Origin of the sequence: Methylobacterium indicum (assembly GCF_017347565.1) — a bacterium.
GTDB lineage: Bacteria > Pseudomonadota > Alphaproteobacteria > Rhizobiales > Beijerinckiaceae > Methylobacterium > Methylobacterium indicum.
The window spans coordinates 3,832,718-3,856,097 of record NZ_AP024145.1; the positions used below are offsets into that span (position 1 = coordinate 3,832,718).

17 protein-coding genes are annotated in these 23,380 nt (G+C 71.6%); 9 read left to right on the forward strand and 8 right to left on the reverse strand.

Annotated features, from left to right (window positions below; all coding sequences use genetic code 11):
* Positions 1-2 precede the first annotated feature (2 nt).
* The 3 genes from miv_RS17885 to miv_RS17895 all read left to right on the forward strand — a co-directional run bounded on the left by miv_RS17885 (position 3) and on the right by miv_RS17895 (position 2,508).
* Positions 3-1,028, forward strand: coding sequence for an ABC transporter substrate-binding protein (locus miv_RS17885; RefSeq protein WP_207177993.1), 1,026 nt, complete (start codon positions 3-5; stop codon positions 1,026-1,028).
* Positions 1,025-1,792 (forward strand): SDR family oxidoreductase, encoded by a 768-nt coding sequence (locus miv_RS17890; RefSeq protein WP_207177995.1) that lies wholly within the window; start codon positions 1,025-1,027, stop codon positions 1,790-1,792. Before miv_RS17885 ends, miv_RS17890 begins: the two co-directional genes overlap by 4 nt.
* A gap of 413 nt (positions 1,793-2,205) precedes the next feature.
* Positions 2,206-2,508, forward strand: coding sequence for a hypothetical protein (locus miv_RS17895; protein WP_048427698.1), 303 nt, complete (start codon positions 2,206-2,208; stop codon positions 2,506-2,508).
* 43 nt (positions 2,509-2,551) lie between these two features.
* Here the strand turns inward: miv_RS17895 and miv_RS17900 are convergent, their stop codons facing one another.
* The 3 genes from miv_RS17900 to gltX form a co-directional block, all read right to left on the reverse strand.
* Complete coding sequence (locus tag miv_RS17900; protein WP_048427697.1) at positions 2,552-4,279, reverse strand: ABC transporter ATP-binding protein; 1,728 nt, start codon at positions 4,277-4,279, stop codon at positions 2,552-2,554.
* 1,733 nt (positions 4,280-6,012) lie between these two features.
* The gene (gene gltA / locus miv_RS17905; protein WP_048427695.1) at positions 6,013-7,305 is read right to left on the reverse strand and encodes a citrate synthase; all 1,293 of its coding nucleotides are present in this window, start codon (positions 7,303-7,305) and stop codon (positions 6,013-6,015) included.
* Between the two features lie 243 nt (positions 7,306-7,548).
* On the reverse strand, positions 7,549-8,967 hold the full coding sequence (gene gltX / locus miv_RS17910) for a glutamate--tRNA ligase (protein WP_207177997.1): 1,419 nt from the start codon (positions 8,965-8,967) through the stop codon (positions 7,549-7,551).
* A gap of 196 nt (positions 8,968-9,163) precedes the next feature.
* On the opposite strand from gltX, the gene miv_RS17915 reads away from it, so the two are divergent.
* Entirely contained in the window at positions 9,164-11,458 is a 2,295-nt protein-coding gene (locus miv_RS17915) for a ComEC/Rec2 family competence protein (protein ID WP_207177999.1), read from the forward strand.
* A gap of 195 nt (positions 11,459-11,653) precedes the next feature.
* Here miv_RS17915 and otnK read toward each other — a convergent pair whose 3' ends face one another.
* From otnK to ltnD, 3 genes are all read right to left on the reverse strand, one after another.
* Complete coding sequence (gene otnK / locus miv_RS17920) at positions 11,654-12,922, reverse strand: 3-oxo-tetronate kinase (protein ID WP_207178001.1); 1,269 nt, start codon at positions 12,920-12,922, stop codon at positions 11,654-11,656.
* Positions 12,919-13,701, reverse strand: coding sequence for a 2-oxo-tetronate isomerase (gene otnI / locus miv_RS17925; protein ID WP_207178004.1), 783 nt, complete (start codon positions 13,699-13,701; stop codon positions 12,919-12,921). The genes otnK and otnI overlap by 4 nt, the downstream gene beginning before the upstream one ends.
* A gap of 350 nt (positions 13,702-14,051) precedes the next feature.
* Entirely contained in the window at positions 14,052-14,963 is a 912-nt protein-coding gene (gene ltnD, locus miv_RS17930; RefSeq protein ID WP_207178006.1) for an L-threonate dehydrogenase, read from the reverse strand.
* A gap of 266 nt (positions 14,964-15,229) precedes the next feature.
* Between ltnD and miv_RS17935 the strand changes: the two genes are divergently transcribed.
* The 4 genes from miv_RS17935 (at position 15,230) to miv_RS17950 (ending at position 20,492) form a co-directional block, all read left to right on the forward strand.
* Positions 15,230-16,222 carry a LacI family DNA-binding transcriptional regulator gene (locus tag miv_RS17935; protein ID WP_207183537.1) on the forward strand — a complete coding sequence of 331 codons (993 nt, stop codon included), beginning with the start codon at positions 15,230-15,232 and terminating at the stop codon, positions 16,220-16,222.
* A 14-nt stretch (positions 16,223-16,236) separates the two neighbouring features.
* Positions 16,237-16,899 carry a 3-oxo-tetronate 4-phosphate decarboxylase gene (otnC, locus tag miv_RS17940; protein ID WP_207178009.1) on the forward strand — a complete coding sequence of 221 codons (663 nt, stop codon included), beginning with the start codon at positions 16,237-16,239 and terminating at the stop codon, positions 16,897-16,899.
* A 634-nt stretch (positions 16,900-17,533) separates the two neighbouring features.
* Entirely contained in the window at positions 17,534-18,787 is a 1,254-nt protein-coding gene (locus tag miv_RS17945; RefSeq protein WP_207178011.1) for a TetR/AcrR family transcriptional regulator, read from the forward strand.
* A gap of 16 nt (positions 18,788-18,803) precedes the next feature.
* Positions 18,804-20,492, forward strand: coding sequence for an ABC transporter ATP-binding protein (locus miv_RS17950; protein ID WP_207178013.1), 1,689 nt, complete (start codon positions 18,804-18,806; stop codon positions 20,490-20,492).
* Between the two features lie 150 nt (positions 20,493-20,642).
* Here the strand turns inward: miv_RS17950 and miv_RS17955 are convergent, their stop codons facing one another.
* Complete coding sequence (locus miv_RS17955) at positions 20,643-21,125, reverse strand: AAA family ATPase (RefSeq protein ID WP_048430631.1); 483 nt, start codon at positions 21,123-21,125, stop codon at positions 20,643-20,645.
* Complete coding sequence (locus miv_RS17960; RefSeq protein WP_244748576.1) at positions 21,122-21,700, reverse strand: cytochrome b; 579 nt, start codon at positions 21,698-21,700, stop codon at positions 21,122-21,124. Before miv_RS17960 ends, miv_RS17955 begins: the two co-directional genes overlap by 4 nt.
* A 177-nt stretch (positions 21,701-21,877) precedes the next feature.
* On the opposite strand from miv_RS17960, the gene radA reads away from it, so the two are divergent.
* Positions 21,878-23,332: a DNA repair protein RadA gene (gene radA, locus miv_RS17965; protein ID WP_048430630.1), complete on the forward strand. Its 1,455-nt coding sequence runs from the start codon at positions 21,878-21,880 to the stop codon at positions 23,330-23,332.
* Positions 23,333-23,380 lie beyond the last annotated feature (48 nt).

The window sequence follows — 23,380 nt, forward strand, 5'->3', positions numbered from 1 at the left end:
TCGTGACGATTCCACGTTGCCTGCGTGCCCTGCCGTTCCTCGCCCTCGCGGCGCTCGCTCTCGCGGGGCTCAGTTCCCCGGCCGCCGCGCAGGCCCTCGACAAGGTCACGGTCGGCGGCTGGAGCCAGCCGATCAGCGAGATCACCAACCTGCTCGCCGAGCCGGATCACGGGTTGTTCAAGGCCCGCGGCATCGCCCTCGACTACGTGCCGGGCAACGGCGGCGGCTCGGCGATCCAGGCCGTGCTGGCGGGGCAGGCCGATGTCGCCTTCACCGACCCGGCCTCGTTCTACCTCGCCCTCGACAAGGGCGCGGACCTGGTGGCGATCTACGATATCTACCCGCAGAACGTGTTCAACGTCGTCTCGCCCAAGAGCCGCGGCATCCGCACCGCCGCCGACCTCAAGGGCAAGCGCGTCGGCGTCTACAGCCTGGCGAGCGGCACCCGCCAGCACCTGCTCCTGCTGCTGGCCGCGGCGGGATTGAAGGAATCGGACGTGACCGTCGAGGTCACCGGCCTCCTCAACTTCGCCCCCCTGATCCAGGGCCAGGTCGACGCGACCGCCGCCACCGATACCGGGCTCCTCGTCGGCCGCGCCAAGGGTCTCGGCGACGTCGACGTGATCGAGGTGCGCGACCACCTCAACCTGCCGAGCGACATCTTCGTGGTGACGCGCAAGGATTACGAGGCGAAGAAGCCGCTCCTCAGGCGCTTCCTCGCCGCCTACCGCGACTCGGCGGCCTGGATGATCGCCAAGCCGGACGAGGCGGCCCGCCTCGCCGTGACCCGCGCGATCAACGGCCGCGACGAGGCGATCAACCGCGAGGTGATCCGCCTGCGCAACCTCTCGAGCGTGTCGCCGACGACCGAGCGCGAGGGCCTCGGCCATTTCGACCTGCCGGTCCTGCAGCAGGGCGCCGACACCTTCCGGCGCCTCGGTCTCGTCACCCGCGCCCTCGACATGAGCCAGGTGGTGAAGAGCGACCTGATCCCCGCCAGGGAGACGACGAAGGAGAACACACCGTGAGGTTCCGCGACCGCGCGATCCTGGTCACCGGGGCGAGCCGCGGCATCGGCGCCGCCATCGCCAGGGCCGCCGCCGCCGAGGGCGCCCTCGTCGTCGTCAACTACCGCAGCGACGAAGCCGGCGCCGAGGCGGTGGCCGAGCGCTGCCGGACCCTCGGCGGGCAGGCGCTCCCGGTCGCCGCGGACGTCACCGATCCGGACGCGGTGGCGGGGCTCGCGGCACGGATCGCCGAGGAGGTCGGGCGCCTCGATGCGATCGTCAACAACGCCTTCGCGCCCTACCGCTTCGACCCCGACCACCGCACCCGCTTCCGCGACCTGCCGTGGGAGGCCTACCAGCGCCAGTTCGACGGGGCGGTGCGGGCGACCCACACCGTCGTGCAGGCCCTGCTGCCGCTGCTGACGCGACGGAGCGGCGGCAGCATCGTCAACCTCGTGAGCGACCTCGTGGCGCGCCCGAGCATCCCCTATCACGACTACACCACCGCCAAGGCGGCGCTCGTCGGCTTCAGCCGCAACCTCGCCGCCGAACTCGGGCCGGTCGGCGTGCGGGTCAATTGCGTGGCGCCGGGCCTCGTCGTTCCGACGACCGCGAGCCGGGACACGCCGGAGGCCGTGCGCGAGGCGCTGATCGCCCAGACGCCGCTTCGCCGCCTCGCGAGCCCCGAGGACATCGCCGGGCCGGTCCTGTTCCTCGCCCACGACGACAGCCGCTTCATGACCGGGCAGGTGCTCACCGTCGATGGTGGATTGGTGATGGGCTGAGGGCACGCCGCATCCGCGCCTAAGCGGATTTCGCCGAAGCGGACACCGGTTCGGCGGCAAAAATCTGCGACACAACAAGAACCTGAGCGGGCGAAGCGCCGGCCTGCCAACGCAAGTCCGCTTAGGTTGCGATCCCGACAACCCAGTCCACCGTTCGGCGTTCGACAGTCCGGAGCGTCCGGCGGCCTCCGGTTTGTGGAAGACCAACGCCGTTCACAGTTGCGTCAGGTCTGTTGACAGGACTGACCCCGCGTGGTGATCAACGGGAGACGTCGCTCCACGCTGCGCGACGCCCGCATGCGATGATCGACGGATGCGCCGTCGGGCTTGGCCCGACGCAGCGCATTATGCCGTCAGACCTAGGCTGTACGCCCGAATGTTGCTCGGGCGTTGCAGGTCCTACCTGTGCGGGTATGATCCCGACGCTCGACCTGCTGCCGGCCGCCGAGAGCCGCGCCCCCGCTCCCGCCGCAGCCCCTGCGGCGGATCTCCTCGCGCATGTCCTGCGGGACCTCGCCTTGTCCTACGAGGCTGAGTGCCCAGGGGGCTTCGCCCGCTTCCGGCAGGCGCTGACGGTCGAGACGCTGGCGGTCATCGCCCGCTTCAACGGCCCGGCGACGAGCGACGAGGCCGCGCTGGCCCTGGCGCGGCAGATCCACGAAACCCTGCTCGACGTCGAGGAAGACGTCTGGGCCCTCCACACCTCGGCGCACTGACGCCCGTCTCCGGTCGCTCGCGTCAGGAGCCGGGGCCGCGGAATCACTCCGCGGCCATCGCCCCCGCCTGCGCCGCGTGCAGGCGCGTATAGGCGCCGTCCGCCGCCACCAGGGCGTCGTGCGAGCCCTGTTCCAGGATGCGTCCGCCCGAGACGACCGCGATGCGGTCGGCGTGCCGGATGGTGGCGAGACGGTGGGCGATGACCAGCGTCGTGCGCCCCTCGGTCAGCTCGGCGAGCGCCTGCTGGATCTCGCGTTCGGTCTGGGTGTCGAGGGCCGAGGTCGCCTCGTCGAGGATCAGGACCGGCGGGTTCTTCAGGAAGACCCGGGCGATCGCGAGGCGCTGCTTCTGCCCGCCGGAGAGCTTGACGCCGCGCTCGCCCACCACCGTATCGAGGCCGTCCGGCAGCGTCTCGATCAGCGCGTCGAGGCGGGCCCGGTGCGCCGCCGCCCGGATCTCGGCCTCGCTCGCGTCGAGCCGGCCATAGGCGATGTTCTCGCGGATCGTGCCGGCGAACAGGAAGACGTCCTGCTGCACGATGCCGATCTGGCTCCGCAGGGACGCGAGCGTCAGGTCGCGGATGTCGTGGCCGTCGAGGGTGATGCGCCCGCCCTCGACGTCGTAGAAGCGCGGCACCAGCGAGCACAGGGTGGTCTTGCCGGCCCCCGACGGCCCGACGAAGGCCACGGTCTCGCCGGCCCCGACCGCGAGGTCGACGCCGTTCAGGACCTCGCGCCCGTCGCCGTAGCCGAAGCGCACGCCCTCGAACCGGATCTCGCCGCGCAGGGGCGGCGCCGGGATCGCACCGGGCCGGTCGACGATGTCGGGGGCGGTGGCGAGCAGCGCCATGTAGCGGCGGAAGCCCGCGATCCCCTTGGGATACGTCTCGACGACGGCGCTGATCTTCTCCAGCGGCCGGTAGAACACCCCGACGAGGAGCAGGAAGCCGATGAAGCCCCCGGGGCTGAGATCGCCCCGCACCACGAAGGCGGCTCCACCCAGCAGCACCACGATCTGGACGAGGCGCATGCCGAGGTAGTTGAGCGACAGGCTCGCCGCCATGATCTTGTAGGCTTCGAGCTTGGTGGCGCGGTAGCGCTGGTTGTCGGCGGCGAAGAGACGCCGCTCGTGCGCCTCGTTGGCGAAAGCCTTCACCACCCGGATGCCGCCGACATTCTCCTCGATGCGGGCGTTGAAGGCACCGACCCGGCCGTACTGCGCCTGCCAGTTCCGCGTCATCCGTCCGCCGTAGCGCACGGTGACGAAGGCGATGACCGGCAGGATCGCGGCGGTCATCAGGGCGAGCGGCGGATGGACGGTGAGCATCAGCCCGAAGGCGCCGAACAGCGTCATCACGGCGATGAACAGGTCCTCGGGCCCGTGATGGGCGACCTCGCCGATCTCCTCCAGGTCCTTCGTTACCCGGGCGACGAGGTGGCCGGTCTTCTGGTTGTCGAAGAAGCGGAACGACAGCGTCTGCAGGTGATCGAAGGCTCGGGCCCGCATCGTCGTCTCGATGTTGATGCCGAGCACGTGGCCCCAATAGGTCACCACCACCATCAGCCCGGCATTGGCGACGTAGAGCAGCGCGAGCCCCGCGGCCGCGAGCAGGATCAGGCTCCAGTCCTGGCGCGGCAGCAGCACGTCGACGAAGGCCTTCACCGCCATCGGGAAGCCGAGCTCGAGCAGCCCCGACAGGATGGCGCAGCCGAAATCGAGAAGGAACAGGGCCCGGTACGGCCGGTAATAGGCGAGGAAGGCCTTCAGCATGACGGTCCGGTGGGAGCGGGCGGGAGGCGACCGGGGACGGCGCGGGCCCCTGATAGGCGGGAACCCGCCCGCGCGACAAGATCGGACCGGGGGTCGAAGGGCCGCAGCATCGCCGCGACTACAAAACGAGGCTGAATCGCGACTGCGTCACGAGGCTTTTTCGAAACTATTCTAAACTCAGTCCGGCAAAATCGCTCACCGCCTGACGAGAGAGGCGGGACGGACGATGGCCACACTTCGTCGCGAACACCGAGCTTCACACGGATGGAGCACCGCGGCCGAGCGGGGACGGCCGATGCGGGGGTTGTGATCGGGCGACGTGCGCACGGAGGCGCGCGGGGCGTGGCCGTTCGAGCGGATCGTCACCACCGGCAGCGTGATGCCGAGTACGGTCGGCGGCAGCGAAGCCGGTACGGCCGCGGCCCACCGCTATCCGTCTTCGCCCTGTACCGACTGGGACGGGATCGTTCAGGCTTCTGCGGCCCGCACCGCCCAGGCCTGTGCCGGACGGCCGATCGTGGCGGTCCGGGACACGAGCGTGATCAACGTCACGCCGGCTGCTGCCGGCCGTCACGGCCTGGGACCGGCCGGCACCGGTCGCAATCCCGGCTTCGTCCTGCACCCGGTCGTCGCCGTGGAAGCCGAAGACGAGGCGGTGCCGGGCCCGGTCGATGCCCGGTTCTGGACCCGCTCCACCCGCCCGATCCTCCCCCGCCACCAGCGGCCGGTCGAGGAGAAGGAGAGCCTGCACTGGATCACCGGAGCCAGGGCCGCCGCGACGGCTCTGTCCGACGCGGCCCAGAGTCCGATCGTGATCGCCGACCGGGAGGGCGACGGCGACAGTCACTTCGCCCGTCGGCCACTTCGCCCGCCGGCCTGCGGGCACGGACCTTCTGGTGCGCGCGCCACGACCGGCCGCCGGTCGAAGACGGCGGCCTGCAGGGCGAGACGCGATGGCCGGCGACGGCCAAGGGCACGGTGGAGGTGCCCGACCCGGGCAGCCGTCCCGCACCGCCAAGGTGACGCGGCGCGCTGGGCCGGTCGAGGTGGTGTGCCCCTCCACCCTGGAGTCTCGCGAGCAGGCTTGCCCGAGCCTGCAGTGCGTCTGCGTGCAGGCGCCTGATCCGCCCGCGGGCGTGACGCCCTTGTGCTGGCGGCTCTTGACGACACGGGGGGTGCCGGATGTGGCGCCCGCGCAGGAGATGATGCGGCTGTCGGTGGATGCGCGCGATGGCAGCCGGCGACCGATGCAGGACGTGCTGGACGCGGCGTGCCTGCCGGTCGTCGCGGACCTGGATGCGCCTGTGAGGGCAGCACGGTCCGCCTGCGCAACCCCCACCCGCCGGTAGCCCGAGCCGGCTGTCGTGGATCGTGGCCCGCCATGGCGGCTGGAACGCGCCCAACACGCCACACCGACCCAAGGTCGTCGCCCGAGGCTGGGAACGCTTGACGGCTATGCTCGCCGGAACCTCGATCGCACGCGACCTACTTCCGTCAAGGCCGTCGCCACGAGGGGGCGGTGAGAGGGCTGCGTTCCCGTCCAGGGAACACGGCAAGCCCAGGCGCAGCCGAAGCGAGGGTGACGTGCCGGATGAGGCTCCTCCGGAAATCCCCCTCACCCTCGCCCGGCGGGGAGAGGACGAACCCGCGCCAGATTTTCAAACCCTGCGACGCACAAAAAGAAACGGGCGGCACTCGCGTGCCGCCCGTTCTCATTTCACCAATCGGCAGCGTCAGCCGCGCTGGGCCGTCGTCACGTAGTCGCGCTTCGGGGCGCCGGTGTAGAGCTGGCGCGGACGGCCGATCTTCTGGGACGGGTCCTCGATCATCTCGGCCCACTGGCTGATCCAGCCGACGGTGCGGGCGAGCGCGAACAGCACCGTGAACATCGAGGTCGGGAAGCCCATCGCCTTGAGGGTGATGCCCGAGTAGAAGTCGATGTTCGGGTAGAGCTTCTTCTCGATGAAGTACTCGTCCTTGAGGGCGATCTGCTCCAGCTCCATCGCGACGTCGAGCAGCGGATCGTCCTTGATGCCGAGCTCGCTCAGCACCTCGTGCGTGGTCTTCTGCATGATGCGGGCACGCGGGTCGTAGTTCTTGTAGACCCGGTGACCGAAGCCCATCAGGCGGAAGGGATCGTTCTTGTCCTTCGCCTTGGCGACGTACTCGCCCACGCGCTCGGGCGTGCCGATCTCGGCCAGCATCTTCAGCGCCGCCTCGTTGGCGCCGCCATGGGCGGGCCCCCACAGGCAGGCGATGCCGGCGGCGATGCAGGCGAAGGGGTTGGCGCCCGAGGAACCGGCGAGCCGCACCGTCGAGGTCGAGGCGTTCTGCTCGTGGTCGGCGTGCAGGATGAAGATCCGGTCGAGCGCGCGCGACAGCACGGGGTTCGGCTGGTACTCCTCGCACGGAACCGCGAAACACATCCGCAGGAAGTTCGAGGTGTAGTCGAGGTCGTTCTTCGGGTACACGAACGGCTGGCCGATCGAGTACTTGTAGGCCATGGCCGCCAGCGTCGGCATCTTGGCGATCATGCGCATGGAGGCGACCATGCGCTGCTTCTCGTCCGTGATGTCGGTCGAGTCGTGGTAGAATGCCGAGAGCGCGCCGACGCAGGCCACCATCACCGCCATCGGGTGGGCGTCGCGGCGGAAGCCCTGGAAGAAGCGGTTCATCTGGTCATGCACCATGGTGTGGCGCGTGACGCGGTAGTCGAAATCGGCCTTCTGGGCCGCGGTCGGCAGCTCGCCGTACAGCAGCAGGTAGCAGGTCTCGAGGAAGTCGCCGTGCTCGGCCAGCTGCTCGATCGGGTAACCGCGATAGAGGAGCACGCCCTCGTCACCGTCGATGTAGGTGATCTTGGACTCGCAGGACGCCGTCGAGGTGAAGCCCGGGTCGTAGGTGAACTGCCCGGTCTGCGCGTAGAGCTTGCTGATGTCGACGACACCCGGGCCGACCGTGCCGGCCTTGGTCGGCAGCTCGATCGTGCGACCGTTCACCGTGAGGGTGCTGGTGGGGAGGCTCATGGGGTTGCGGACCCTTTCCATCAACGTGACTGAGCGTCGGCGCCTCGACCGCGGCGCCCGGGGGCAGGCGGCGACTTTGCTGCGGTTGCTCACTCAACGCCCGGGTTAGCGGATCGACGCACCGGCATCAACCACGCCTCCCCGCCCGGATGACAGAATTCAGATTCTGTTCAGGGGTGGTCGGATCGGGGTGTCGAATCCCCCGCGAGCGGATCTCGCGGGGGGAAACGGCCTGGTTGTGCCTCAGGCGGCCTGCTCGCGCAGGCGGCCGAGGCTCTCCTCGCGGCCCAGCACCGCCATCACGTCGAAGAGCGGCGGCGAGGTCGCCCGGCCGGTCAGCGCCGCCCGCAGGGGCTGGGCGACCTGTCCGAGCTTGACCCCGGCGCTCTCCGCGTAGTGCCGCACCGCACCCTCGGTCGAGGCGGCGGACCACTCGGCGAGCGCCTCGAGGTGGGGCAGCGCCCCGGCGAGCCGCTCGCGCCCGCCATTGCCGAGGAGACCCGAGGCCTTCTCGTCGAGGGCGAGGGGGCGCGGCGCGTAGAGGTAGTAGGCGCTGTCCACGAGCTCGATCAGGGTCTTGGCCCGCTCCTTCAGCCCCGGCATCGCGGCGATGAACTTGTCGCGGATCTCCGGGGACAGCGGCGCGGAGAGGCCCCAGCGCTGTCCTTGCGTCGGCAGGATCGCCTCGATCGCCTCGACCAGCGCCTCGTTCGAGGACGAGCGGATGTAGTGCCCGTTCAGGTTCTCGAGCTTGGCGAAGTCGAACCGGGCCGGCGAGCGCCCGACCTGGGCGAGGTCGAAGGCGGCGATCATCTCCTGCGTGGAAAAGATCTCCTGGTCGCCGTGGCTCCAGCCGAGGCGCACGAGGTAGTTGCGGAGCGCCGCCGGCAGGTAGCCGAGGTCGCGGTAGGCATCGACGCCGAGGGCGCCGTGGCGCTTCGAGAGCTTGGCCCCGTCCGGCCCGTGGATCAGCGGGATGTGCGACATGTTCGGCACGGTCCAGCCCAGCGCCTGGTAGATCTGGGTCTGGCGCGCGCCGTTGGTCAGGTGGTCGTCGCCGCGGATGATGTGGGTCACGCCCATGTCGTGGTCGTCGACCACCACCGCCAGCATGTAGGTCGGCGTGCCGTCCGAGCGCAGCAGGACGAGATCGTCGAGATCCTTGTTCTGCCAGACCACCCGGCCCTGCACCGCATCCTCGACCACGGTCTCGCCCTCCGTGGGAGCGCGGAGCCGAATCACCGGCTTGACGCCGGCCGGCGCCTCGGAGGGATCGCGGTCGCGCCAGCGGCCGTCGTAGCGGATCGGCCGGCCCTCGCGACGCGCGCTCTCGCGCATCTCGGTCAGTTCCTCGGGCGTGGCGTAGCAGTGATAGGCCCGGCCGGTGGCGAGCAGCCCCTCGGCCACCTCGCGGTGCCGGGCCGCGCGGGCGAACTGGTAGACCACGTCGCCGTCCCAATCGAGGCCGAGCCAGGCGAGCCCGTCGAGGATCGCGTCGATCGCGCCTTGCGTCGAGCGCTCGCGGTCGGTGTCCTCGATGCGCAGCAGCATCCGCCCGCCGTGACGGCGCGCGTAGAGCCAGTTGAACAACGCCGTGCGACCCCCGCCGATGTGGAGGAAGCCCGTGGGCGACGGGGCAAAGCGGGTGACGACGGAGGACATGCGCTTCGAGAACCGGGGTGAGAGCGAAAAAACGGTGTGGCCGGGGCCGTCGGGGCAGGGTCGGGCGAGTCGACCCGCCGGCGCCGGGTCCTGTAGCATGCGCGAGACGAGCCGTTAAGAAACCGTCATCGGGGCCGGGCCCGCGCCCGGGGCCCGGGGGAGCGGCGGTTGCGCGCAGCCTCGTCGGGGCGGTGCGATGGCGGGGCCGGGCGCAGGAACGGGGATCGTGGCGCGCGCCGTCGGCGCGCTGCCGGCGCCCGTGCTGCTGCTCCCGTCGTTCCGCGGCCGGATCGCCGGCTGCCTCGCCGCGGAGGCCGGGCAGCGCCGGCTGTTTCCCTGGCTGGCGGTCGCCTTCGGGGCCGGGGCGCTCGTGTTCCTCACGCTCGCGGACGGGCCGGTCCTCCTCGCCGCCCCGCTCGGCACCGGCCTCGCCCTGGCGGGCGGCGCCGTCGCGCTCCGGGCGCGGGCGGTGGCCCCGGCCCTGCTGTTGGCGGCGTCCTTCGTCTTCCTGGGCTTCGCGGCGGCGGCCTACCGCACGGCGAGCGTCGCGGCGCCGGTCCTCGCCCGCACCGTGATCGCCCCGCTCCACGGCTTCGTCGAGGCGCTGGAGGAGCGCGAAGAGGGCGCGCGGCTGGTGGTGCGGGTCCTGCGGCTCGGCGAGATGCCGGCGGCCGAGCGCCCGGCGCGGGTGCGCGTCTCCTATCGCCGCGGCGACGCGCTGCGGCCCGGCGACTACATCGAGGCCAAGGCGCGCCTGCTGCCGCCGCCGGAGCCGGCGCGGCCGGGCGGCTACGACTTCGCCCGCGACGCGTATTTCCGCGGCATCGGCGCCGTCGGCTCGCTGCTGGGCGCCGCCGCCGTCAAGCCGCCGCCCGAGCCGGCGCCCTGGCCCCTGCGACTCGCCGCCGGCCTCGACGACGCCCGCAACGCGCTGACCCGCCGCATCGCCGAATCGAACGGGGACAAGAGCGGCATCACCCAGGCCGGCGCGGTGGCGGCCGCCCTCGTCACCGGCAAGCGCGGGCTCATCGACCAGCCCACCAACGACACCCTGCGGGCGGCCGGCATCTATCACGTCGTTTCCATTTCCGGGTTGCACATGGTGCTGGCCGCCGGGGTGGTGTTCTGGCTCGTGCGGGCCCTTCTCGCCCTCCTCCCCGGACTGGCGCTGTCCTGGCCGATCAAGAAGATCGCGGCGTTCCTGGCGATGATCGCGGTCACCGGCTACTGCGCCTTCTCGGGGTGGGACCTCGCGGCCGAGCGCTCGCTGGTCATGACCCTGGTGATGCTCGGCGCGATCCTGGTCGACCGGCCGGCGCTCAGCCTGCGCAACCTGGCGCTGGCGGCGCTGATCTCGCTCGCCCGCGAGCCCGAGGGACTGCTCGGCCCGAGCTTCCAGATGTCGTTCGGGGCGGTGGCCGGGCTCGTCGCCTGCGCCCGGCTGATCGAGGGGCGGCTGTGGAACCCGGAGGGCGGCGGGCCGGTGACCAAGGCCCTCGCCTGGGGCCTCGCGACGGTGGTCGGCACGCTGGCCACCACGCTGGTGGCGCAATTCGCCACCGCGCCCTTCGCCACCTACCACTTCCAGACCGTCCAGCCCTTCGGCGTCGTTGGCAACGCGCTCACCCTGCCGCTCGTCTCGCTGGTGGTGATGCCGGCGGCGGTGCTCGGGATGCTGGCCCATCCCTTCGCCCTCGACCGGCCGGTCTGGTGGGCGATGGGCCTCGCCGTGCGCGGCATGCTCGACATCTCGGCCTGGATCCAGGGCTTCGACCGCGCCACCGTGGTCCTGCCGGCCTTCGGCCCGGGTGCGCTCGGGCTGATGACGGTGGCCCTCCTGCTCCTGGTGCTGCCGGTCTCCGGCCTGCGCTGGCTCGGCCTCGCCCCCGGCCTCCTCGGCCTGGCGCTCGCGGCGGCGCCGGTTCGACCCGACCTCTACGTCGACCGCGAGGGCGGCGGCGCGGCCCTGCGCGGGGCCGACGGACGCCTCGTGGTGCTGGGCAAGCCCCCCGGCTTCGTGCTGGAACAGTGGCTGAAGGCCGACGGCGACGGCCGCTCCCGCGACGATCCCGGCCTGAGCGCACAGGCCCGCTGCGACAAGCTCGGCTGCGTCGGCCACGGCCCGCAGGGCGTCAGCGTGGCCCTGGTGCGCGACAAGCGCGCCTTTCCGGAGGATTGCGCCCGCGCGACCGTGGTGGTGAGCCGGCTCCAGGCGCCGGCCGGGTGCGCGGCCAAGCACGTCCTCGACAGACCGTTCCTGGCGGCGCACGGGGCGACGACCCTGCGCTTCACGGCGGACGGCGTCGTGGTCGAGACCGCCAAGCGCCCGGGAGAGACGCGACCGTGGCAGCCGGTGGCGAAGGCGCCGGCCGCGCCTGGAGCACCCGGTCCGGCTGCAACGCCGGGGCCGACCGCTCCTGGCGGACAGGCGCCAAGCTCGCCGGCTCTGCCCCAGGACGGGGAGGAGGTGGAGCTACCGGGTGATCCCTGACGCACGTCTCCCGGCCATCTCTTTCCCGGACGACTGGAGCGTCAGCGGAAGGAGATCCGGGAGCCAGAGGAGAAGCGGCGCGGAGCGACTCTGCAAGGTGCACCGTTGCAGGCCCATCGGCGCTTCACGACATCCTGTGCGGGATCCCGAATCCCATTCCACTTCGTTGCAGCCATCCGGGAAAGGGCGTTCGGCCTACGGCATCAACCGCAGCGCATCGGCGAAGAAGTCCGGCCCGCCGAAATTGCCCGACTTCAAGGCCAGCCACATGTCGCGGTCGGTGGTGCGCAGGACCGGCACGCCGGCGGCGATCTCGGGGCCGACGCGGAAGGCCGGAAGCCCGAGGCGGTCGACGACCGCGCCCGACGTCTCGCCGCCCGCCACCACCAGGCGGCGCACCCCGTGCGCCACCAGCCCCTCGGCGATCCGCGCCATGGCGGCCTCGATGGCGTGGCCGGCGGCGTCGCGGCCGTAGCGGGCCTGGACCGCCGCCACGTCCTCCGGGCCGGCGCTGCTGGCGATGAGCACCGGGCCGTCGCCGACTCGCTTGAGCGCCCAGGCCAGCGCCGCGCCGGCCTCGTCCTCGCCGGCGAGCAGCCGGGCGGGATCGAGGCGGCGCACCGGCATCGCGGCCTCGGCCCGGGCGATCTGGCCGAGGGTCGCCTGCGAGCAGCTGCCGGCGAGGCAGGCCGCCGGGCCGCCGATGGCGGGTCCGAGATCGGCTGCGGCCGCCGCGGGCGCGACGCGGCCGGCCGCCACCAGGGCGCGGGCGAGGCCCAGCCCGAGGCCCGAGGCGCCGGTCGAGACCTTGCGGGTCAGGGCGGCGGCGCCCAGCACCGCGAGGTCGCGGTCGAGCACCGCATCGGCGATGGCCGCCCCCTTGCCCTCGCGGGCGAGCGCGTCGAGCCGGGCCCCCACCGCCTCGGCGCCCTGCGCCACCGCGGCGAGGTCGATCAGCCCGACCCCCGCCCGGCTCTGGCGCGCCAGCACCCGCACGAGGTTCGAATCGCGCATCGGGTTGAGGGGATGGTCCTTGAGCGGGCTCTCGGCGAGCGGGACCATGCCGACGAAGAGGTGGCCGAGATAGACCGTGCGCGCCGTCTCCGGGAAGGCCGGGGTGACGAGCGCGATCGCCTCGCCGGCATCCTCCCGCAGCGCGTCGGTGACCGGGCCGATATTGCCGGCATCGGTCGAATCGAAGGTCGAGCAGACCTTGAACAGCAGGTGGCCGGCGCCCCGGGCGTTCAGCCAGGACGCCGCCTCGCGCGAGCGCGCCACCGCCTCCCCGGCGGGGATCGACCGGCTCTTGAGCGAGACCACCACGGCGTCGACCTCGGGCAGCGCGAGATCGTCCGCCGGCACCCCGATGGTCTGGACCGTGCGCAGGCCCGCCTTGGTCAGGGTGTTGGCAAGGTCGGAGGCACCGGTATAGTCGTCGGCGATGCAGCCCAGGGTCAGGGTCATGCGCGGGCTCCCTTATAGGCGTCGAACCAGCCCAAGCCCTCGCGGGTGCCGGCGCGCGGATTGTACTCGCAGCCGATGAAGCCGTCATAGCCGAGGCGATCGAGCTCGGCGAACAGGAAGGCGTCGTTCATCTCGCCGCTGCCGGGCTCGTGCCGCTCGGGCACGCTGGCGGTCTGGACGTGGCCGACCATCGGCATCAGGGCCCGCAGCCGCATGGTCACGTCGCCGTGCAGGATCTGGCAGTGGTAGAGGTCGAACTGGAGCTTCAGGTTCGGCAGCGCCAGCGCACGGATCAGGTCGGCGGCATCATCGAAATCGTTGAGGAAGTAGCCCGGCATGTTGCGGGCGTTGATCGGCTCGAGCACGAGGTCGAGCCCCTCACGGCCGACCCGCTCCGCCGTCCAGGCGACGGCGCGGCGGTAGGAGTCCTGCGCCCTGGAATCGCTGCGGTCGGCCATGCCGGCCATCAGGTGCAGGCGCTTCACGCCGGTGGCGCGGGCGTAGGCCAGTCCCGTCTCGACGCCGGCCTTCAGCTCCTCGAACCGGTCGGGCAGGGCCGCGAGCCCCCGCTCGCCCGCCGCCCAGTCGCCCGGGGGCAGGTTGAACAGGGCCTGGGTCAGGCCGTGGGTCGTCAGGCGCTCGCCGATCGCCTCCGGCGGATGCTCGTAGGGAAACAGGAACTCGACCGCCTCGAACCCGGCCTCCGCGGCCTGCGCGAACCGGTCGAGGAACGGGACTTCGGTGAACATCAGGGTCAGGTTCGCGGCAAAGCGCGGCATGAAGGCTCTCCCTCCCGGGCGTCTTGGTGGGCTGAGTGTCTCTCACGAAACTCCCGCTGGGCCGACGCCGCCTCATCGAGAGCCGACGGCGACCGGGAGTTTCGTGAGGTGCACTTAAAGTCCTGGCGGACCGGCAAAGCCGGTGGAATGACCCCTCACATCACCACCTCGCAGGGTCATCCCGGGGCCGCGCAGCGGAGCCCGGGATCCAGAACCGCGGGATGTCCAGAAGAAGGCGGCATCGTGCCCGCTTTGTCCTGAACCATCGGAGCGTCTGGGTTCCGGGCTCCGCTGCGCGGCCCCGGAACGACCAGGAGGGGATCAGTTCGGTCGATGGGAATCGATCCGGGTCACCCCGCCCCGCCCGGCAGCGCGGTCCCGGTCACCTGGGCGTAGATGCGCGCCACCGAGGCGTCGTCGTCCCGGCCCATGCCGGCGCCGGACGCCATCAGGAACATCTGCAGGGCGGCCGCCGCCACCGGCACCGGGAATTTCTGGCTGCGGGCCATGTCCTGGACGATGCCGAGATCCTTGACGAAGATGTCGACGGCGCTGCGCGGCGCGTAGTCGCCGTCGAGGACGTGGGGCATCCGGTTCTCGAACATCCAGGAATTGCCGGCCGAGGCGGTGATCACCTCGTAGACGCGCCGCAGATCGAGCCCCTGGCGGGCCGCGAAGGCCATCGCCTCGCTCGCCGCCGCGATGTGGACGCCGGCGAGCAGCTGGTTGATCATCTTGAAGGCCGCGCCCGCGCCGGCGGCGTCGCCGAGCTCGTAGAGCTTGGCCGCCATGGCATCGAGGGCGGGCTTGGCGCGCGCGAAGGCCGCCGGGCTGCCCGAGGCCAGGATCGTCAGCTCGCCCTGCGCCGCGCGCTGGGCGCCGCCGCTGATCGGCGCGTCGAGGTAGTGCCGGCCGGTCGCTTCGAGCCGGGCGGCGAGCCGCCGGGCGACCTCCGGATCCATGGTGGCGCAGGAGACGAAGACCGCACCCTCCGGCATCGCCGCGGCGACGCCGTCGGGTCCGAACAGGACCGCCTCGGTCTGCGCGGCGTTGACGACGACGCAGACCACGATGCCGGCATCCGCGGCGGCCTGCGCCGGGCTCGAAGCCCCCCGGCCGCCCTCGGCGACGAACCGCGCGACGCTCTCGGACGAGACGTCGCTGCCGGCGACGTCGAGTCCGGCGCGCCGCAGGGCCTGAGCCATGCCGTAGCCCATGGAGCCGAGGCCGATCACCGCGACGCGGGCGGATGTGTCGCTCATGCCGTTTCCTCCTGCGGGACGCCGCCGGGCGCCCGCTATCCCGCGCGATCTGACGCCGCGCCATCGTCCCAAGCTCTAGCAGGTTCGGTCTAGCACCGAATTGGCAGCGCTGCCAATACGGACCAACGATCCGTTGAGCCGGCCTGGGAACCATGACATCGTGGCGCTCCCGCGCGGCGATGACAAGGCGCGGCGCGCCCGGGGGAGGACGCATGGACGAGGGAGGCAACGAGGCCTTCGAGACGGGGGACGCGGAGCCGTTCGACATGGCCGGCCGCCGCCCGATCACGCTCGCGGACGTCGCCCGCGAGGCGCGGGTCGGCGAGAGCACGGTGTCGCGCGTCCTGCGCAGCCATGGCTCGTTCTCGGAAAAGACCCGGGCCCGGGTCGAGGCCGCGGTGGCCCGCCTCGGCTACGTGCCGAACCGCATCGCCGGCACCCTCGCCTCGACCGGCTCGCGGCTGATCGGCATCGTCATCCCCTCGCTCACCAACATCGTCTTTCCCGATCTCCTGCGCGGCGCCACCGCGGCCCTGGAGCAGGAGGGCTTCCAGTCGGTCATCGCGGTGACCGACTACGACCAGGATCGCGAGGAGGCGGTGGTCGGCTCGCTCCTGAGCTGGCGCCCAGCCGGACTGATCGTCACCGGGCTCGAGCACAATCCCGGCACGCGGCGCCGCCTCGCGGCGAGCGGCGTCCGGGTGGCCGAGCTCCTCGACACCGACGGGCCGGGGCTCGACATCGTGGTCGGCTATTCCAACCGCGCCGCCGGCGAGGCGAGCGCCCGTCACCTCGCCGGCCGCGGCTACCGCCGCATCGGCTATATCGGCCACGACCTGACCAAGGACCGGCGCGCCGCCAAGCGCTATGCGGGCTTTCGCGACGCCTTGCGCGAGACCGGCCTGGCGCTCGCGGGCGAGGAACGGGTGGCGAGCCCGTCCTCGGTCGAGGCCGGGCGGCAGGGGCTCGCCGCCCTGCTCGCGCGCGTGCCGGACCTCGACGCGGCCTATTTCTCGAACGACGACATGGCGCTCGGCGGCTATTTCCACTGCCTCGCCCACGGCATCGCGGTGCCGGGGCGGCTCGCCCTGTTCGGCTATAACGGCCTCGATGTCGGCCGGCTGATGCCGCAGCCGCTCGCCACCATCCGCACCCCGCGGGTCGAGGCCGGCGCCACGGCGGCACGGCTGCTCTGCACGGGGAGCCCGGCGACGGTGGTGGATCTCGGCTTCGAGCTGATCGAGGGAGCGACGGCGTGACGGATGTATCGGCCATGAGCGAATCCGCCCTGCGCGAGGCGATCTGCCGCTTCGGGCGCTCGCTGTTCGAGCGCGGCCTGACGCCGGGCTCGTCGGGCAACATCTCGCTGCGGCTCGACGACGGCGGCTGGCTGGTCACGCCGACCAATGCCTCCCTCGGCTTCCTCGATCCGGCCCGGATCTCCCGCCTCGACCGGGACGGCAAGCTCCTGTCGGGCGACAAGCCGACAAAGGAGATCCCGCTCCACGGCGCCCTCTACGACAGCCGGTCCTCGGCCCGGGCGATCGTCCACCTGCACTCGACCCACGCCGTCGCGGTCTCGATGCTGCCGGAGATCGACCCCCGCGCCGTGCTGCCCCCGCTGACGCCCTATAGCCTGATGCGGGCCGGCGCGGTGGCCCTGGTGCCGTATTTCCGCCCGGGCGACCCAGCGGTCGCCGACGCGATCCGGGGCCTCGCCGGGCAATATTCCTCGGTGCTGCTCGCCAATCACGGCCCGGTGGTGGCCGGCGACACCCTGGAGGCCGCGGTCTTCGCCACCGAGGAGTTGGAGGAGACCGCCAAGCTCTACCTGCTCCTGCGCAACCTCAACCCGCGCCACCTGACCCCGGCCCAGGTGCAGGATCTGGTGGCCCATTTCGGCCTGACGCTGCCGGAGCATGCGCACGAGCATTGAGGAGCCCGCCCGCCGGTCGCGGGAGGCCGCATGGTTGACCGGCCCAGGCTTCGCGGATGGCCTCGCACGATGCGAGGCCATTCCAGATTTCAGGCGACGTGCCGATTTCGAAGCATGCGCGGGTCCCAGCGTCGGCAAATGCCAATGATTTGTTTTTCATGATTCGTTTTTCATGCCAGCGCCCAAGAAAAAAAATCGCCACGAAAAAACGAAGAACGGCGACTGTGATTCGATCGATGGGGATCGAAGGCGGAATTCCTGTGCGACATTCCATTCGCACCGAACAGACGAAACCCGATAGGGCTCCGCACGCGACAAGGCCGGGAAACGCGCGCCCGCGATGGGACAGGGCATGACGGCCGCAGCGCGGTGACGAGACGAAGGAAGGGCGATGCTGTCGTTTGACGTCGATGGGCGTCGGCGAAGCCGGAATACCTGTCGATCTGTTTCATCCGTCCTTGCCGGCGCCGGGTGTCTCGACAGGCCACTCCCGGCGCGGGGCTGCCGTGATGAATCCGACGGGGCACCTCCGTCCGCCCGCGCCCGAAGACGGCACCACGAACCCTGCGATCACCACGCCGGCCGCGACACTCGACGGCTTGTCACGCCCCCCGCGACAATGCTCAAATCCCCCATGCCCCGCAGCCTCGACCCCGAGATCGTGCCCGCCCCCGACGCGGCGCCGCGCCAGACCCGGCGCTACGCCCAGAAGCGCGACGCGATCCTCCATGCCGCCGCCGCCCTGATCAACGAGGCCGGGGTGAAGGGCACGACGCTCGCCGACGTCGCCCGCGGCGTCGGGCTGATGACGAACAGCGTGACCTATTATTACCGCCGCAAGGAGGACCTGGCGGCGGCCTGCTTCCTGCACACGATCGGGGTGCTCGACGGGCTGGTGGCGCAGGCCGAGGCGGCGCCCGACGGGCCGGCGCGGCTCGCCCGCCTCCTCGATCTCGCGGTGGCCCACCGGGCCGCCATGGCGGTGGGCGACGAGCCGGACATCGCCGTCCTCAACGACGTGCGGGCGCTCCCCGCCCTCCAGGCCGAGAGCGTGTTCTCCGCCTACAACGCGCTCTTCCGCCGCCTGCGCGGCCTGTTCGACGACCTTGGCCTCGACCGGGCCGACCGCAACGCCCGCACCCACCTGCTGCTGTCGGTGATGCACTCGACCCGGCTGTGGATCCACCGCTACGAGCCGCGGGACTACGCCCGGGCCGGCGCCCGGATGGCCGACCTCCTCACCCGCGGCCTCGCCGGCCCGGCCTCGGAGTGGCGCCCCGCTCTGCTGCCCGAGGCCGAGCCGCCCGAGGAGAGCGAAGTCTCGCCCGAGGCTTTTTTGCGCGCGGCGACGATCCTCATCAACCAGCAGGGCTATCGCGGTGCCTCGGTGGAAAAGATCTCGGGGCTCCTCAAGGTCACCAAGGGCTCGTTCTACCACCACAACGACAACAAGGACGATCTCGTCGCCAACTGCTTCTCGCGCAGCTTCGCCCAGATCCGGGCGGTGCAGGACGCGGCGGATGCCAAGGGCGGCAGCGGCTGGGACCGGATCTGCACGGCGTCCGCCACGCTGGTGCGCAGCCAGCTCGGCCCCGGCGGTCCGCTGCTGCGCGTCACCGCCTTCAGCGCCCTGCCGGAGGCCCTGCGCACCGAGACGCGGCGTACCATGAACCGCCTCACCGAGCGCTTCGGCTTCTGCCTCGTCGACGGCATGGCCGACGGCTCGGTCCGCCCGCTCGACACCGGCATCGCCGCGCAGCTCGTGTCGAGCATGGTCAACGCGGCGGCCGAGCTGCCCGCCTGGGTGCCCGGGGTGACGCCGGAGAATGCGGCCGACCTCTACGCGCGGCCGCTGTTCCTGGGGTTGTTCGCGCCGGCGGCGCGGTAGAGCCACACCGGTCTCGATGCGGTCGATCATTCGTCTGGTGCTCGAGGCGTATTGGCGCGAAGCGCGCCAGGCGACCCTGCTGGTGATCGGCACCACGGTCGTCGGCGCCCTCGCGGCGATCACCGCGCCCTATCTCTTCTCCCGCGCCGTCGACGCGCTGACGACCGGGACGGAAGCCGGCGCAGCCCTGCATCTCCTGCTCCTCTACGCGCTCCTCGTCGGCGTCGCGGCGGCTCTCGGTCAGGCCGCCCGCTTCCTCATCCTCCTCTGTGCCGAGCGCCTCGCCTTCATGGCGAACACGGCCTTCTTCTCGGCTCTCCTGCGCAAGACGCCGGATTTCTTTCTCGAGCACAATTCGGCGGAGATCGGCAGCGCCCGGCAGTCGGGCGCGCAGGCGCTCAACACCGTCGCGCAGCTCGTCGTCGGCGGCCTGCTCCCGGGGCTCGTCCAGATCACGATTGCGGCCGTCCTCCTCTGGCATCTCCTGAGCTGGGACGTCGCCGTCATCGTGTTCGTCTACGGGGCGATCGTGATCGGCCTCGACTACGTCCGCATCGGTCGCGTCCGTCCGTTCCTGAAGGCCGCGACGGCGAGCAGCCAGGAGAACGCGAAGCTGGTCGGCAACGCCGTCGCGCTGATCGACACGCTGCGCCAGACCCGGGGCGAGGCCTGGATCAAGGATCGGTTCGCCCGGGGGGCGGGCGAGACCGTCGCGAGCTGGCGTGGCTACGCGCTGGCGAGCAGCGCCTTCAGCGGCGCGCTTGGCCTCGCCGCGACACTTCAGCTGGCCGTGACGTTCCTGCTCCTCATGCCGCGCTACGAGGCCGGATCGCTGACGGTCGGCGACATCGTGCTGTTCAACACGCTGCTCCTGCAGCTCAACGAGCCGTTCCGCCTCGTCGGGATGGCGATCAAGGAGAGCACGGAGGCGGCCGCCCGCCTGCGGCCGCTGACGACGCTCTGGTCCGCACCCGAGCAGGCCGAGCCGGACGACCCCGTGCCCTACCGGGCCGCCGAGGGCACGATCGCGTTCGAGGACGTCACGTTCCGCTACGCCAACGGACGGGGGGTCGCGGACTTGTCGTTCACCGCGAGGCGCGGGACGCCGACTTTCCTCACGGGCGAGACCGGATCGGGGAAGTCGACGGTCCTGAAGCTGCTGCTCAAGGGCGCCGCGCCGACGCAAGGTCGCATCCTCGTCGACGGCATCGACCTGACGCGGGTCACCGACACGGACTGGTTTTCCCAGGTCGGCGTCGTGCCGCAGGACGTGGTGCTCCTCAATGACACCCTGTCGGCCAACATCGTGCTCGGCCGTCCTTTCGATGCCGTCCGCCTGCGCGCGGCCGCGGAACGGGCCTCGATCCTGCCTCGCATCGAGGCGATGCCGGACGGGTTCGACACGGTGGTGGGCGAGCGGGGGCTGAAGCTGTCCGGCGGCGAGCGGCAGCGGATCGCCATCGCGCGCGCCCTCTACGGCGCGCCGAGCATCCTGATCCTGGACGAAGCCAGCTCCGCCCTCGACGCGGAGACCGAGCGCGAGGTCATGGACGGGCTGCGAGGCGTCGCCGACCGGCTGACGATCGTCTCGGTCACGCACCGGATCGCGACGATCCGGGCAGGCGACCAGATCGTCCGTCTGCCCCCGGGCCCGCTGCGAGACGACGGGACCGCGGGAGATGGGCCTCCGGCGCTCGGCACCTGATCAGGCTTGCCCTGCCGGGCCGATGTTTCGCCTGCTCGAATTATTATTTCATCGCAGATTTTTGTCGCAAGACCGAGGGCCGCTCTTGCGAAATCTGCCCCGGGCATCGTCCGACGACGGAAATATCGGTCCGTCAAAAAAGACGAAAGATCAAAGATCTGGAGCAGCGCCCGGCCGGACGACCGTGATCCGGTCGAAGCCTTCGGCAGCGGTCGGTGCCTCGAAGAGGCCGGCGACCGAGCGGATCGCCTCCTCCGGGACGCGCCGGTCGGCGGGCCGCAAGGCGTTGCGCGTCAAGGCGAGGGCGAGGGGGACGTCGATCCATACCGCCTCGACGCGGGCGCCGGCCGACCGGGCGATCTCGACGATCGGTCGGCGGTGCCGCGCGCCCGGGAGCGCGGCATCGAAGTAGACGACCTCCGGATGCCGGGCCTGGCGCCCGATCCAGGTCGTCTTGCCGGCGCCCTGAAGGCCGCAGACGATCACGACGGTACGGGGCCCGTCATCCGCCCGGAGCGCCCGCCGCAGCGTCTCGTAGCAGGCCTGCCACGCCTGCCGGCTCCGCTCGGGGGTCCAGACCCGCCCCTCCTCGGTCTCGAGGCAGTCGTCGGGATTGATCGCGACCGGCCTCATCCCTCGACCGCCCGACGCGGCCACATCCGCCCCGGCACCTCGTCGCGCCGGATCCAGGCGTGCCAGGCCACCGCGAGCACGTGCAGGGCGAGCACGATCCCGACGCCCCAGGCGATCCAGTAATGCGCGGTGTAGCCGGCGAGAGACAGCGCCTTGTCGACCGGCACGAGGCGCGGGAACGAGAACACGCCGAACCACGGCAGGCCGTAGCCGCCGGCCGCCGAGTAGACGTAGCCGCTGACCGGAAGGAGCAGCATCAGGGCGTAGAGGCTCCCATGCGCGAGCCGTGCCGCCAGATGGGCCGAGCGGGAGGGCGGCGTGCGGTAGGCCGGCTCGCCGGCGACGAGCCGGTAGACGAAGCGCAAGGGCAGGAGCAGGAGCACGGTCAGGCCGATGGATTTGTGGATGTCGAGGATCTCGCGCCGCGGCGAGGTGCCGGGGACCTGCCAGGCGGCGTAGATGCCGAGAGCCAACGCCACCAGGATCAGGGCCGCCATCAGCCAGTGGAAGCCGCGCTGGGTGCGGTCGTAGGTGTAGGATTCGCCGGCCCGGGCCATGGTCGTCTCTGCGTGCATCGTCGTCGTACGGCCGAGCTGTCGCGGGCGATCGCGGCACGAGCGCGGCGGGTTCGTTTCGCGACCGTCACCGGCGGCGGGGCGGGCCCGGTTGCAACGGCTCGCCGCCCGGGACATATCAGGAACACGACACGGAGGCCGGCGCGCGGCCTAAAAACCCCCGGAGACCCGCCGCCGATGGCGAAGAACCACCAGACCTTCGCCTGCCAGTCCTGCGGCGCGGTCTACAACCGCTGGCGCGGGCGCTGCGAGGCCTGCAACGGCTGGAACACGATCGTCGAGGAGACCGGTGCCACGAGCCCGGTCTCCGGCCCGGTCGCGACCCGGCCGAGCCGGGCGCGGGGACGAATCTTTCCGCTCGAAGGCCTGACCGGCGAGGTCAAGGAGGCGCCCCGCACCTCGTCGGGCATCGCCGAGCTCGACCGGGTGACGGGCGGCGGCTTCGTGCGCGGCTCGGTGATCCTGCTCGGCGGCGATCCCGGCATCGGCAAGTCGACGCTGCTGATGCAGGCCTCCGCGGCGCTGGCGAAACGCGGCGAGCGGGTCGCCTACATCTCGGGCGAGGAGGCGGTGGGCCAGGTGCGCCTGCGCGCCGAGCGGCTCGGGCTGGCCAGCGCCCCCGTCGAGCTCGCCGCCGAGACCAATGTCGAGGACATCATCGCCACCTTGAGCCAGGGCAAGCCGCCGGCCCTCGCCATCATTGATTCGATCCAGACGATGTGGACCGAGACGGTCGAATCGGCCCCCGGCACGGTGACCCAGGTCCGCGGCTCGGCCCAGAGCCTGATCCGCTTCGCCAAGACGTCGGGGACCGCCGTGATCCTGGTCGGCCACGTCACCAAGGACGGGCAGATCGCCGGGCCGCGCGTGGTCGAGCACATGGTCGATGCGGTCGCCTCGTTCGAGGGCGACCAGGGCCACCATTTCCGCATCCTGCGGGCGGTGAAGAACCGCTTCGGCCCCACCGACGAGATCGGCGTGTTCGAGATGACCGACGGGGGGCTCGCCGAGGTGCCGAACCCCTCGGCCCTCTTCCTCGCCGGGCGCGACCTCGCGGCGCCCGGCACCGCGGTCTTCGCCGGGATGGAGGGCACGCGCCCGCTGCTGGTCGAGATCCAGGCCCTGGTGGCGCCCTCCGCGCTCGGCATGCCGCGGCGCGCCGTGGTCGGCTGGGACCCCAACCGCCTCTCGATGGTGCTGGCGGTGCTGGAGGCCCATGGCGGCATCCGGCTGGGCGGCCACGATGTCTACCTCAACGTGGCGGGGGGGCTGCGCATCGGCGAGCCGGCGGCCGATCTCGCGGTGGCCGCCGCCCTCGTCTCCTCGCTCTCGGGTTCGGCCCTGCCGTCGGATGCGGTGTATTTCGGCGAGGTCGGGCTGTCCGGCGCGATCCGCCCGGTGGCGCAGGCGCCGGCCCGGCTGAAGGAGGCGCAGAAGCTCGGCTTTGCCAAGGCGCTGATGCCGCAGGGCCGCGAGGGCGCCGGGCGCGACGGGTCCGGGACGGGATTTCCGGCGGAGTCGCTTCGCCATATCGCCGATCTCGTCGCGGGGGTCGCCGCCAGCGGCAAGCCGGTCCGTGGCGGGCGCCGCCCCCAGCAGCGGCTGCCGGCCTACGACGACGAGGATGTTTGAGCACCTGCTTGGCGGGCCCTACCCATCGTACCCCCCACCGTCATCCTG

Bases quoted from the DNA above. Each gene is read 5' to 3' on its own strand.
- otnK (WP_207178001.1), bottom strand. From the start codon at position 12,922: ATGACCCTGACCCTGGGCTGCATCGCCGACGACTATACCGGTGCCTCC.
- ltnD (WP_207178006.1), bottom strand. From the start codon at position 14,963: ATGAGCGACACATCCGCCCGCGTCGCGGTGATCGGCCTCGGCTCCATG.
- otnI (WP_207178004.1), bottom strand. From the start codon at position 13,701: ATGCCGCGCTTTGCCGCGAACCTGACCCTGATGTTCACCGAAGTCCCG.
- miv_RS17895 (WP_048427698.1), top strand. From the start codon at position 2,206: ATGATCCCGACGCTCGACCTGCTGCCGGCCGCCGAGAGCCGCGCCCCC.
- gltX (WP_207177997.1), bottom strand. From the start codon at position 8,967: ATGTCCTCCGTCGTCACCCGCTTTGCCCCGTCGCCCACGGGCTTCCTC.
- miv_RS17900 (WP_048427697.1), bottom strand. From the start codon at position 4,279: ATGCTGAAGGCCTTCCTCGCCTATTACCGGCCGTACCGGGCCCTGTTC.
- miv_RS17945 (WP_207178011.1), top strand. From the start codon at position 17,534: ATGCCCCGCAGCCTCGACCCCGAGATCGTGCCCGCCCCCGACGCGGCG.
- miv_RS17955 (WP_048430631.1), bottom strand. From the start codon at position 21,125: ATGAGGCCGGTCGCGATCAATCCCGACGACTGCCTCGAGACCGAGGAG.
- miv_RS17960 (WP_244748576.1), bottom strand. From the start codon at position 21,700: ATGCACGCAGAGACGACCATGGCCCGGGCCGGCGAATCCTACACCTAC.
- radA (WP_048430630.1), top strand. From the start codon at position 21,878: ATGGCGAAGAACCACCAGACCTTCGCCTGCCAGTCCTGCGGCGCGGTC.
- otnC (WP_207178009.1), top strand. From the start codon at position 16,237: ATGAGCGAATCCGCCCTGCGCGAGGCGATCTGCCGCTTCGGGCGCTCG.
- miv_RS17935 (WP_207183537.1), top strand. From the start codon at position 15,230: ATGGCCGGCCGCCGCCCGATCACGCTCGCGGACGTCGCCCGCGAGGCG.
- miv_RS17950 (WP_207178013.1), top strand. From the start codon at position 18,804: ATGCGGTCGATCATTCGTCTGGTGCTCGAGGCGTATTGGCGCGAAGCG.
- miv_RS17915 (WP_207177999.1), top strand. From the start codon at position 9,164: ATGGCGGGGCCGGGCGCAGGAACGGGGATCGTGGCGCGCGCCGTCGGC.
- gltA (WP_048427695.1), bottom strand. From the start codon at position 7,305: ATGAGCCTCCCCACCAGCACCCTCACGGTGAACGGTCGCACGATCGAG.